Origin of the sequence: Neobacillus sp. NPDC097160 (assembly GCF_044762155.1) — a bacterium.
Lineage (GTDB): Bacteria > Bacillota > Bacilli > Bacillales > Cytobacillaceae > Neobacillus.
Genome location: NZ_JBIWDU010000040.1, coordinates 1 through 12,630, shown reverse-complemented (window position 1 = coordinate 12,630; position 12,630 = coordinate 1). Strand labels below are relative to the sequence as shown.

Genomic DNA, 12,630 nt, shown 5'->3' with positions numbered 1-12,630 from the left:
TAAAGTCACGTGAATTTAGGATTTTTTTTCGTCGTTTATGAAAAAAACAATTAATATTATTTATCTGAATATTGACAATAAAAGAATAAATAATATAATAATATTTATTAGAATACTCAAATAAAAGGAGGGGGGTGATTGCAAAGTGTTTTTTTAGTTTAAAAAATTTATATTCTGGAGGTTATATGAGAAAGCAGATTAGAGATATTCAAGTTAATGTAGAGGTAAAAGGGACAGGTAACGCAGTGGTTTTTGTTCATGGACTTGGAGGGGACTTGAACATATGGAATAGCCAAGTAAATGCATGCTCCCGCCATTTAAAAACGGTTACATATGATCTGCGTGGTTCAGGTCTTACCGATGTTTCACAACCGGATTATTCTATTGATTTATTTGTTGAAGATCTAAAAGCGCTATTAGAAAGCGAGTCGATTGAAAGCGCACACATTGTTGCTCATTCCATGGGTACAATGATTGCAGAGCATTTTGCAGTAGTTTACCCCGAATCTGTGAAAAGCCTGACGCTTGTCGGCGGATTTACCGAACCACCTGAAGGAGCAAGAAAAGCATTAGCAGATCGGTCTACTTTGGTAAGGGAAAATGGAATGGATTCAATTGCGGATTCCATAGTTGAAGGTGGATTCTCTTCTTACACTAAGACAAATCTGGCGATGATGGGTCTAGTCAGATCTTTAATCCAAAAAAATGACGTTGAAGGATATGCAGCATCATGCAAGGCTCTTGCTGAGGCTAAAGCAATTAGTCAATGCGACGTGAAAGTACCGGTATTGTTGATTGTCGGGGATGAGGATAAAACAACTCCACTTTCAATGTCAAAACATCTTTTAAAGAATTTTCCTAACTCTGAATTAGTAGTTCTTTCAAACTGTGGACATTGGGCTACAATCGAAATGCCAATAGAGGTAAATGCAGCAATTTTGAAATTTATCAATCAGATTTAATAGAAGATGATTTATTAAAAATTATACTTATCAAACTATTAAACTATCTAAGGAGAATCAAAATGTATCTTTCATCTTTTTATCATAACGGTAATTTAAAATTTGGAGTAAGAACAGCTGACAAAAGTGCCATCATTGATGCTGTCGAAGCGGAAAAACAACTGTTTACCCAAACCATCTTGCCGAATACATTACAAGAAGTTATAGAACAAACTGGATCTATCGAACGCCTTAAAGAAATAAGCCAGAGAGAGCAGGAAGTTGAGGGAAATGCGATACTTCCATTCTCTGAAGTGGTGCTAGAAGCCCCTATACCACAGCCTAAACGAGATATCATTTGTTTAGGTCTTAATTATCGGGAACACGCCATGGAGTATACAACAGCAATGGAAGAGGAACAAAATCTTCCGGAATATCCTATTGTATTTACGAAAGCCACCACAACGGTGATTGGTCCTGACCAGAAGATTAAAAGCCATCGTCATGTGACAAGCAAGATTGATTATGAAGCAGAGTTAGCAATTGTAATAGGTAAAGAAGGAACTAATATCTCGAAGGAAGAAGCCTATGATTACATTTTTGGTTATACCATTATTAATGATGTATCGGCTCGTGATCTTCAAAAACAACATAGCCAATGGTTTTTAGGGAAGAGCTTGGATACTTTTGGACCAATGGGACCATTTCTTGTTACAGAAGATGCGATTGGACGACCTGTAAGGCTCGATGTTCAATGCCGGGTAAATGGGGAACTAAGGCAAAATTCTAATACAGAACTCCTCATTTTTGATATCCCAACAATTATCGAGACAGTTTCCGGTGGTGTAACGCTAAAGCCAGGGGATATTATTGCAACTGGAACGCCAAAAGGAGTTGGACTTGGTTTTGCCCCCCCTAAGTTCTTGAATGAAGGGGACGTGGTGGAAGTGGAAATTGAAAAAATCGGAGTATTAAGGAACATTATTTCATAAGGACGTTTCATTTTTCATAATGGGATAGGGGGTTCTCCCCTTCCTTATAATAATTTTCGTGGAAGGATGATTAAGTGATGCTAGATAAGATACTTTTAGCTAAAAATACAGTTTATTATTCGGTTGAACAATTAAATGCGATTTCTAAGGGTTTTTGTCCGAATTGTTTACCCAAATTCTCTCCTTATCGTATTCTTGGAACCTATTATAATGAAAACTTGAAACTAAGATTTCATCATGTTAAATGTGATAACCTTGTTGAATGCGAGTGGGATGAAGAGGTTCCAGCAGTCCGAGAGGATAATGGGCTTGAAGGATTTTTTGAATCTTAATTACCATTTCAATTTCAATTATTAATAATGATCTGTTGTTATGCCGTACACCCATATGTTTGTCCTCATAGATGATTAACTCAAAAGTTAAATACGATTCCTCCATTCATGAGATTATGAAAGTTCAATACACTACATCATTTTTAATAGGTTTTAAACCTTGCCCTGAAATAATTTTTCGGGACCAAGCGCTCAACATATATTTATTAATACAAGAAATGAGAGGGGTTACAACAATGGAAGTAAAATTATTAAAAAATGGTTTGCTGATTGACGGAACAGGAGCTCAAGTAAAGAACGGAATCGACGTACTAATTGAAGGCAACAAAATAACCGGTATCGGGCAGAACCTTTCTATTCCAGATAAGTACAGTCAAACCGAAGTAGAAATTATTGAATTAAACGGAAAAACCATTATGCCGGGAATGGTTGAAGCGCATACTCATTTCACATGGCAGGACTCACTCTATATTCAAGATATTGATTTTAAGCCAATTGAAGAAACCATGATTGGGGCTATCTTGAATGCCGAAACGATGCTAAAAAGTGGTTTTACATCTTGTGTAAGCGCTGCTGCTAGAGGTCGAGTCGATATTGCTTTACGTGATGCTATCAACCGCGGAGAAATACCGGGACCACGAATGCTTGCCAATGGTGCTGAAGTATCAGCAACAGGCAGTTTTGTAGATTTACATCCTAATCATGTTCGTGTGCATGGACTATCATTTTTAGCTGATGGCGAAGATGAGGTAAGAAAGGTAGTAAGGAGTTTGTTTAAGGAAGGGGCAGACCTTGTTAAGGTTAATGTGAGTGGAGAAAGTTTAACAGCGCATGCTACCGGTGAAATGACACTTTACACCTACAAAGAGGTCAGAGCCGCTGTAGAGGAAGCTCATGCCCGTGGGAAAAGAATATATGTACACGCCAGAACATCAGATTCTGTAAAAATATGTGTTAAAGCAGGCGTAGATATTATCGGTCATGCTGATTTTATTGATGATGAGGCTTTCGACATGCTTGTCTATAATAAAGATCGCTTATTTGTTGTGCCGGCTTTAAATTGGCTTGTATCAACATTAGAACATGGGGCCAATTATTTCGGACAGGAAGCCCTTGATGCAACAGGGTATAAAGAAGGGTTACAAATTGCACTGAAAAATATGAACAGACTGTATAAAGCAGGGGTACGTGTACTACCAGGCGGGGATTATGGCTTTAAATGGTGCCCACATGGTGGATATGCCCGTGATCTGGAGCACTTTGTTAAGTTGGTTGGTATGACACCAATGGATGCAATTTTATCTGCTACCAAATATGGAAGCCAAATAATGCAAATGGAAGATCAAATAGGCACAATTGAAGTTGGGAAGCTAGCAGATATTCTTGTAGTAGATGGCAATCCATTAGATGATATATCCATCCTTCAAGATCAAGGCAAATTGAACCTCATCCTTAAAAATGGGGAGTATGTAGTTCGTACACTTGAAGTAAAACGTGAAGTTGAGGGTGCTGCGGTTTAAAGATGAAAGCCATCGCTTTTTGCGATGGTTTTATCATTATATTATGAGCTACAAAAAATTCATAAAACAAAGAGGACAATTATGACTCAAACAATTTTGTATTGTTTTCGAAATAGAACTAAACAAGCGGAAGAACAGATTAGAAAAAAACTTGAAGGAAAAGATATTGAGTTTTCCATGACTCCAACTTATTGTATGAAACTTTGCATATTTTGCGAAAAATTGAATGTTGCAATTGTGAATAAAGAAATTATTATGGAGAAAAATGAAGATCAGTTAATAAAGAAAATAGTGCAGAAGCTAGTGTAGCTTTATAAGGAGTTATGTTTATGCAAAAACAAGAAAGTAAGGAGTCAAATAAGGATTTTATGACTCCATTTGATTATAAAGAAAATATTGTATCTAATTCTGAAAAGAAAAAACAGAAAAAAATACAAAGGCAATTAGTACAATTGAATAGAAGTCGTGGGAGAAGCCCAGGTAAAAAATATGGATATTAAAAGACATATCTTTTTTTAATCACATAAAATCTACTTGAGCTATCCTTTACTATCTTTTACTGCAATCGATAGAGAACTTGGAAACTTTCCAAGTTCTTTTTATTAAATTTTGCCTAGTCTGTATTGTTATAAAGCCATTCTATTATGTACTGAATGATTGTGAATAATTTCACTTAAGCTAACGGGTGCTTTAGTTGAACAAGAAAATCATTAGATAATACTATAGGAAGATTTTTGAATAACACCCCCTCTCAACCGAGAAGGGGCTTTTTTAGAAGTTGTTTATTAACTTCGCAATTGACGAAAAGGGCGACACATTCAGGGATAAAAAAGACATCTTTATTAAAAGTAGTCTATCATTTTAAATTTCTTTTACCTATGAAATATCCGACAATTATTCCGACGACAAGAGGAGGAATAACATTAAGGTACTCAAAGGATTTTGTACTGAATGCAATTACAAGGCTTGTAACTATTGCACTTAAAATTGTTATTAAAAGAGATTTCAATTGTATTCTCCTCCATATATAACTTTTCTTTTTTGTTAAAATATAACATTTTTTTATCTAGGTATACAACGAATTTTTCTAAAATAACCTTTTGGATAGTTCGTCTTACGAATAAATTGTGTATTAGTAAGATATTCCTTATTAATTAAAGGAATGAGTAAGGAAGAAAATGGAGTTTGAACAAAAAAATAACCTCTTGATAGAATGAGAGAGTCCTGACGCTGGCCAGCAAAAAGGACAAATATCTCAAATACCAGGAGGCTTTAAAATGAATAATAACCAGAATAAGAAGATTGCTCAAATAACTTCTCAAACTCTTATTATAGGAGTCGATATTGCTAAATTCAAGCATGTGGCACGTGCTCAGGATTTTAGAGGAATAGAATTTGGAGCTCCTTGTCAATTTGAAAATACAATAGAAGGTTTTGAGCATTTTCTTCAATGGATATCAGTAATTAAAAAAGAACAGAGTATGGATAAAGTGATGGTTGGCATGGAACCAACAGGCCACTATTGGTTTAACCTGGCCCATATTTTAAAAGAAAACGGGATTAAATTTGTCGCTGTAAACCCCTTGCATGTCAAGAAAAGCAAGGAGTTGGATGATAACTCACCTACCAAGAATGATGTGAAAGACGCCAAAGTCATAGCCCAGCTGGTCAAGGACGGAAGATACGCCGAACCTACGATACCACAAGGAGTTTATGCAGAACTCCGTGTGGCAAAGAAAATACGCGATCTTTTAACTGAAGACCTTCAAACGGTCCAAGGCCAGGTACACAACTGGATTGACCGATACTTTCCAGAATTCCTGAAGGTGTTTAAAAAGTGGGAGGGCAAGGCAGCTTTACAATTCTTAAAGCTCTATGCCTTACCACATGAAATAGTTAATATCACCGAACATGAACTGCTCTCCCATTTAAGAAAATCCGTAACTCGGAGTGTGGGATTAAGCAAGATTCGGGAGTTAAAGCAGGCAGCCAGTAAGTCCATCGGACTTCGACAAGGCTCCGAAATGGCTAAATTAGAGCTAGAGACCATCCTGGCCAAATATGAATTAATTCAGTTAAAATTCGAAGAATTGGATGCAAAAATAGAAGATCTGCTTGATGAAATACCAGGTGTACCACAAATGTTAGCTATAAAAGGTGTGGGCAGGGATACAATTGCCGGCTTCTTTGCGGAAGTGGGTGATCTAAGTGATTATACTCATCCTCGGCAAATTATTAAGCTTGCCGGCTTAAGCTTAAAAGAAAATACATCCGGTAAGCACAAAGGAAAAACGACCATCACAAAAAGAGGACGGAAGAAACTGAGGGCGCTTTTATTCAGGGTTTGTATGATTCTCGTCGCAAAGAATTCCGCATTTAAGGCATTGCATGCTTACTATACTCAACGTCCGGATAATCCATTAAAGAAGATGCAGTCTCTAATCGCTTTATGTAATAAACTGATTCGAATTTTATTTAGTATAGGTAAAAAGCAATTTGATTTTAATGAAGAAAAGATGTTAAAGGACATCCCTCATTTGGCAGTAACAGAGAAGACTGAAATGGCAGCTTAAATTTGGTTTAGATTAGAGAAGTATTAGTTCTTGTTTTTATAGATTTGGAGACATTTGAAGCACGGATTAGTCGGCAAAGCAACTAAATTACGGGCTTGGACCCTGTGGGGCAGCATGGCTGACATCCACCTCATGGAAAGGTTGGACGAAGGAATTTTAGAGCGAAGACTCTGTGAGGCATGGGAGGGTTGACCTCCATGAGTAATGTGGACATCCACCAGTGCGATCATATTTTTACTCATCCACCAATTTTTGTAAGAGGTTGGTTAGTGGGTAATAACTCTTTTTTCTCTCAGTGTCCAAATATATCCTTTCAAGTGAAGATTCTCCAGATATAAAGACATTTACCGATAGGTAAATAACTATGAAATTCTAAGAAAACATGAGTAATTCGGCGTTTTCGCTTCTTTTATTGAGGGAGTTTAGTTGAAGAAGAAAAACGATTAATGCGTATTTGACTCATTTAGTGAACTAAAAGGTCATACTAAGGTAAAAAAGGTGTGACTTATGTGAAACAAACATTCTTTCTTATCACATTAATTTCATTACCATTACTATTGGGATTAGTTAAAGAGAAGGAAGAAGAGTGTCTTCCTTGCAAAGAATGCTACGATATAGCTTGGGATGACGGATGGGGAGAAGGATATGCGACAGGTCAAGTAAACCAAAGATATAGCATTGTTAGAACTCTTATACAAATGGGCAAAACAGACCAAGAGATTGTTTATATAGCAACAACCAGCTATGTTGAATTAAAAGACATAAGAAATCAGCTTAATGTATATCATGGTTATTTTGAGTTTGAAGCATCAAGATATGAACTTATCAGGACTCTTCTAAAAGAAGGTAAAACGGATGAAGAAATTGTCAAAAAAGCACATTCAAGTTTTTATGAATTGGAACAAGTGAAAAAACAACTTAAACAGTATAATGGAAAATTCAAATGGGAAGTGCAGTAAATAAAGAACTTAATATAAGAGAAAGCGATAAGTCTTGGCGAACCAAACGATGACATTGTGAAGAAATGTACTTAAGCTAAAGGGTGCAAGAGCTGAAGAACCAGCTACTTATTTTAGCGGCTTTCTTCTTCTGCTAACGGGGCAGATTAGTTACATTCATCCTTTTATTGTTGTCCTTGTAACTCCCAAGGAAATTTACCAGTTTTTCTATCCACTATTCTCATCACTTCAGCAATGTCTTGCTTTGTTACATTTGCCATGTCGATGATTTCTTCATCACTTCTTTTCTTAACATACTTCATGTGACGAATAATTCGATAACGTTCCTGTATAGTTCCTTTATTAAGTGCTTTCTTGTGTGTATATTCTAAGAACGGTTGGCACCACTTTCTGCAAGTCTGCTCTTCATCTTTTTTCAGTCCCACTGTGAATGTAAGGGAAATAACTAGAAAGAAAAACAATATTCTTTTCATTTGGTAATCACCTCACATTTATGGTAACCAGAAGATATGGAATAATGAATGCAATCCGTTAAAATCTTAGATTATTAATGATAGGTCTTCTTAAACTAAAGGGTGCAAGAGTTGAAGAAACAGGCTGCCAGAGTTGGCTGTTTTCTTTTTGAACTAAAAAAGCCGGTTAAGAAGGTCAAAGGGAAATATTTTATACATCTTAATATTAGGCCACTCTGCTGGGTGGCTTTTTTTATTATTGTAATAAAAAATGAAACCAAAGCTTAACTCAGTCGTCTTAGCATTAAGTGTGAAATGGGGTGGTAAAAGGTTGAGAAAAGTGATTGGAAAGGAAAATTTATATCCAGAAAATAAAGATATGTGGTTAGAAAAGATTATGGATGAATATGGTGACAGGTTAACTAAGCTTTCCTATAACTATATAAAGGATTGGAATCTTGCAGAGGATATCGTACAGGATGTATTCATTACTTGTTATAAAGAATATGAAAACATTGATAAAATTGTATCTTATAAAGCTTGGATATTTAGGATTACGATAAACAAGTGTAAAGATTTATTAAAAAGTTCAATTTTTAAAAGGGTTGTTACAAACTCTAATTTACTTACACTTACAAAATCATCAGAAATATCACCAGAGATGGCCATAATGAAGAGTGGGGAAGAAGAATTTTTATCTACTTGTGTGTTAGAACTACCAATTAAATATCGTGAGGTTATTACACTATATTATTATGAAGAATTATCAATTGAAGAAATTAGTGAGATTTTGAAAATAAATAGAAATACGATAAAAACTAGACTGAATAGGGCAAGGTTGAAATTAAAAGCATTACTGGAAAGGTGGCGATAAAATGGATAAAGAACTTAGAAATTTGCGGAAAGCAATGAATTCTTCCATTCACAAAGGGGTACGCTTTTCAGAAATACAGAAAGAAAAAATTAGGGCCTCGCTCCATCAAGAAAAAATAAATGTGCATAGAAAGCCAAAGTTATATATTTATTTAATCTCCACTCTGGCAGCATCCTTATTTGTACTACTTTTCTATACAGAATTAACAGCAAACTTATCTTCAAAAGATAGTGTAAAGCAAGGGACAAACCAAACTATAAAAAATGAATGGAAGATTAGAAATGATTACTCAAGAAATGGTAAGGTACTTTTCACTGTTTCTCCTGATCCTTATCTGTTTGCCGGTAAACATTTTGGCTATTTGTTTAGTTTTAAAGAACCTTTTGATACCTATAAGGGAAAATATATAGAGATATACGCTATCCATAAAGAAACAGGTGAGCGTATTAATGTATTAACATCAGAAAAGATTACCGAGCCTTCACCCGGATATTCCAGTTTAGGTAGGTTTACTACTACATTAACAGTTCCAAAAGGTGGACTTTGGAAATATCAGGTTTACTTAAATAATAAATTATATGGAGATGTAGTATTATCTGTTAGGGAGGAAACTTTATTACCAATAAATATTCCTAATTTTGTCCAAAAAAGCGACTTTGAAAAGATTGACTGGAACCGAAAAGCTGTGTATTTAGATAATAATATCTTGGGGAATGAAAATAAATCCGGTGTAATTGGTGCTGATATGCCAAGCATAAACATCAATCAAAAGTGGATGTGGCATCTTTGGGGGATTGAAAATCCAAAAGACACAGTACTAACGGTTGTTGGTTTTCATAAAAAAACTGGAACAGTCCATCAAATCCTTACCACAGGTTGGTCTATAGGTCTTGGAGGAGGGACTAATGGAGCAGATACAACCACACCTTCAAGCGTAAACATTCCAATAGCAGGAGAATGGGCGATATTACTTTATGTTGATGGGAAGTTATTCGATGTATTAGTCTATAACATAAATTCATAGATCATTAATTAAATACGCAAAAAAGGAGGTTAAAATTATTGATAACCTCCTTAAGAAAATCCTTATAGTTTGTGAAGAATTGTACTTAAACTATTGGGTGCTTGAGTTAAAGAAGGATTGCAGCTGCGATCCTTTTTCTTATTCGACTAACGAAGCAGTTTAGTTCAATAAGGTTAAGGTATAATAGTAAAGGCTTCTTTGATAAAATTCTAAGTATGCTGCGGCGACTGAAGCAGGTTAGTAAAAGAAGGAATTACATATTATTTACAGAAATACTAACGGGGGTTATCCTTAAAGAAGGAGAATGGTCTTTTCTTAGGCTGTATGAAAGAATTGTTGATTGTGACTAACAGTTATGGAGACAACGCCCCGTTTTACTATAAGAAATTCTCTTAAGTGTTTTAAAATAACAAGGAAAGGATTTTTAAAATGCATTGGATATACCTTGTTTTTATAATTGTGATGACAGGAATGGGACTTTGGGGATGGTTAGCTAGAGCGAAATGGTTAGAGAAACAATCAAAAGAAAGAGGTAAAAATACTGAACAATAACAGAGACTTTATGGTGCTTACCTTCAAGAAGGAAAAGTGCCTTTTTTGAGGTTATTGTACTAACGGGGCAGGTTTGTTCTATAAGGGTAAAAAGATAAAAGGGAAAATGAGACAATTTAAAGTACAGTAATTTTAATTCCTTATTACATTGAAAAAGGGTGATTTGATGAAGATGTTACCAATTTTTCTTCAATTTATTTTTCCAATCTTAGCAATCCTTTGTTTAACTATTGGATTGCTTGGTGCCTACACTATCCTGTTCTCGCTTGGTTTTTTATTAATAGGCTTTCTTTTTTCAATTTATCTAATATTTTCAAAGAAATTGATATTATGGGGTATGATTAATTTATTTCTTACCGTTTTTATTATTATTGGTGGAGTAATTATCTTCTTTATGATGGTTTCATCGGGCGTATAATGGGGGTAACACAAAAGAGATTGACTATCGGGCAGGTAAGTGTAACAAGGATTTTGAAACCTTACTGAAAAATTAATTTCTAATTTAAAAGAGGGATATTTTGGAATTTGTTTAATTAGTGTGATATGTATGCTATGTACTTTAGTAGGTTGTAGTATTTCAAATGAAAGCAATACAGAACAAAATAGTGTTTCTATAAATAATAACCAAATAGATGGAGGCGAACTATGAATAATAGTCAATCATTTATTAATATTAAGAAAATTTTATTATTGGTTGGATGTCTTGTATTATTGATGATACTTGGTGCTTGTAATGAAGAAAGCTCAAGACCGTCAGGATTTACAAAACAATATTTTGAAGGAAAAAGTGATAATTGGTATGTGAAAATGGAAAGCGAAGCGGATAGCGAAAGGAGCTATACAATCTCTTATATTGGAGAAGGAAATAAACCATTAAATTTTGAATATGAAATATATGAATCTTCAAACAACACAGAATCTGGCGATGGCGAATTAAAAAACCAAGAGGAATTTGAAATATATAAAACGTGTAGTGGGGCATGTGATACCCTTCCTGAAAATATTCCTATTGAAATTCAATGGGAAGGAAAAAAAGAAAAAGTAGTAATTCGTAATAGAGAATAGAATTTTGTGAAGAATTATACTAAACTAACGGGTGCTTGAGTTTAAGATCAAGCTGACATTTTTGGCGGCTTTCTTCTTGTGCTAAACCAGCTAATAGTTTGTCAATATTTTTCATTAAAAACTTAAAATATCTCATGTTATACTAAAAATGTGCATACCAAATAACCCTCCGTTAGTCTAATTTTGGAAGGTTTTGTGTTATTTAGTTAGATTTAGGGTCTAAGCTATATCTTGGAAAGTAGTTTTCTTCTTTAAAAGGGCAAATATCCAATGTAAGAGCTTATTTACACATGCTATTACAGCTACTTTAAAAGGCTTTCCTTCTTCACGTTTCTTGTCGTAAAACTCTCGCATTCTTTTATTTCTCGGAATGATTTCATCAGTTGTTTTCTTTTTACGACAATCACGAATGGCACAACGAACCGCCATATACAAGGCATGCCTAAGTCTACTAGATCCTCTTTTAGTGATTCGATTTTTAGTGGCAGAAAATTTACCAGATTCAAAAACACTTGGATCGACTCCAGCGAATGCTACAAGCTTTTTTGGGTCATTAAATCGATCTATTTCCCCAATTTCAGAAATTATCGTTGCAGCGATCTTTTTTCCGATACCAGGAATAGATTTGATGATATTATATTCTTCAATTTCCTTAGCGAGAGCATCTATCTCCGACTCTAACTTTGATAGATGCTCTTTATACTGAAGAATCATATTTATATACATACCAAGGCTTAAAATATGACTCTGATAAACTGTCTTTTCAAAAGGGTTACGGGACGCCGCAGCTTTAAGTTCAATCGCTTTTTCTTTCGCCCACCTGATTGATCGACTTTTACATACTTCAAATATTTTTTCTGAAATTGCTTCTTCACTAGCCTTCAAAATGTCTTCTGAAGAGGGAAACTCTGAAAGAGTTAAGAGCGACACCACAGAATATAAATCTCCAAAGACTCCAATATACTCAGGGAAAACTTGCTCTAGCACTGCCTGAAATTGAAGTTTAGTTTGTATCATCACGCCAGTTATATTTTCATGTTGTCTTGTGAGATTACGAAGGTTCAATAACTGAACACCACGCTTTTTATAAGGTTCTAATTCCTCTTTATAAAACAACTCACAGAGGAGATAGGCATCAATGGCATCAGTTTTTACTTTTCTTAAACTTGAACCTCTTGCCTTATGTGAAATCAAAGGATTAATGATAATTAATAAATATCCTCGTTCTTCCAAGTATTGAACAACTGAAGTTTGATAATGTCCAGTAGCCTCTAATATGACCGAAGGTTTCTTCCCTGACTCATTTTTAACATCCTCAAGAAACGCTACAAGTGAACTAAGCCCCT

General features: G+C 34.9%; 13 protein-coding genes. 11 read left to right on the top strand and 2 right to left on the bottom strand.

Annotated features, from left to right (window positions below; genetic code table 11):
• Positions 1-185: 185 nt before the first annotated feature.
• From ACIQXV_RS29430 to ACIQXV_RS29395, 8 genes are all read left to right on the top strand, one after another.
• Positions 186-962, top strand: coding sequence for an alpha/beta fold hydrolase (locus tag ACIQXV_RS29430; RefSeq protein ID WP_402965832.1), 777 nt, complete (start codon positions 186-188; stop codon positions 960-962).
• A 62-nt stretch (positions 963-1,024) separates the two neighbouring features.
• Positions 1,025-1,933, top strand: a complete 909-nt coding sequence (locus tag ACIQXV_RS29425) for a fumarylacetoacetate hydrolase family protein (protein ID WP_402965829.1) — start codon at positions 1,025-1,027, stop codon at positions 1,931-1,933.
• A gap of 74 nt (positions 1,934-2,007) precedes the next feature.
• Complete coding sequence (locus tag ACIQXV_RS29420) at positions 2,008-2,265, top strand: hypothetical protein (protein WP_402965826.1); 258 nt, start codon at positions 2,008-2,010, stop codon at positions 2,263-2,265.
• Between the two features lie 236 nt (positions 2,266-2,501).
• The gene (locus ACIQXV_RS29415; RefSeq protein ID WP_402965823.1) at positions 2,502-3,785 is read left to right on the top strand and encodes a metal-dependent hydrolase family protein; all 1,284 of its coding nucleotides are present in this window, start codon (positions 2,502-2,504) and stop codon (positions 3,783-3,785) included.
• Between the two features lie 81 nt (positions 3,786-3,866).
• Positions 3,867-4,094 (top strand): DUF1450 domain-containing protein, encoded by a 228-nt coding sequence (locus tag ACIQXV_RS29410; protein ID WP_402965820.1) that lies wholly within the window; start codon positions 3,867-3,869, stop codon positions 4,092-4,094.
• Between the two features lie 20 nt (positions 4,095-4,114).
• Positions 4,115-4,285: a hypothetical protein gene (locus tag ACIQXV_RS29405; protein WP_402965817.1), complete on the top strand. Its 171-nt coding sequence runs from the start codon at positions 4,115-4,117 to the stop codon at positions 4,283-4,285.
• Between the two features lie 777 nt (positions 4,286-5,062).
• Positions 5,063-6,358 carry an IS110 family RNA-guided transposase gene (locus ACIQXV_RS29400; protein ID WP_402965814.1) on the top strand — a complete coding sequence of 432 codons (1,296 nt, stop codon included), beginning with the start codon at positions 5,063-5,065 and terminating at the stop codon, positions 6,356-6,358.
• Between the two features lie 509 nt (positions 6,359-6,867).
• Positions 6,868-7,317 carry a hypothetical protein gene (locus tag ACIQXV_RS29395; protein WP_402965811.1) on the top strand — a complete coding sequence of 150 codons (450 nt, stop codon included), beginning with the start codon at positions 6,868-6,870 and terminating at the stop codon, positions 7,315-7,317.
• 164 nt (positions 7,318-7,481) lie between these two features.
• Here ACIQXV_RS29395 and ACIQXV_RS29390 read toward each other — a convergent pair whose 3' ends face one another.
• Complete coding sequence (locus tag ACIQXV_RS29390) at positions 7,482-7,790, bottom strand: hypothetical protein (RefSeq protein WP_402965808.1); 309 nt, start codon at positions 7,788-7,790, stop codon at positions 7,482-7,484.
• 319 nt (positions 7,791-8,109) lie between these two features.
• On the opposite strand from ACIQXV_RS29390, the gene ACIQXV_RS29385 reads away from it, so the two are divergent.
• From ACIQXV_RS29385 to ACIQXV_RS29375, 3 genes are all read left to right on the top strand, one after another.
• The gene (locus ACIQXV_RS29385; RefSeq protein WP_402965835.1) at positions 8,110-8,643 is read left to right on the top strand and encodes a sigma-70 family RNA polymerase sigma factor; all 534 of its coding nucleotides are present in this window, start codon (positions 8,110-8,112) and stop codon (positions 8,641-8,643) included.
• A gap of 1 nt (position 8,644) precedes the next feature.
• A complete protein-coding gene (locus ACIQXV_RS29380) occupies positions 8,645-9,667 on the top strand; it encodes a hypothetical protein (RefSeq protein ID WP_402965805.1) in 1,023 nt (340 codons plus the stop codon).
• Between the two features lie 1,197 nt (positions 9,668-10,864).
• Positions 10,865-11,284 (top strand): hypothetical protein, encoded by a 420-nt coding sequence (locus ACIQXV_RS29375; protein ID WP_402965802.1) that lies wholly within the window; start codon positions 10,865-10,867, stop codon positions 11,282-11,284.
• Positions 11,285-11,503: 219 nt separating this feature from the next.
• On the opposite strand, the gene ACIQXV_RS29370 is transcribed toward ACIQXV_RS29375, so the two are convergent.
• The coding region (locus ACIQXV_RS29370) for an IS110 family RNA-guided transposase (protein ID WP_402965799.1) at positions 11,504-12,630 on the bottom strand (1,127 nt) is incomplete at its 5' end.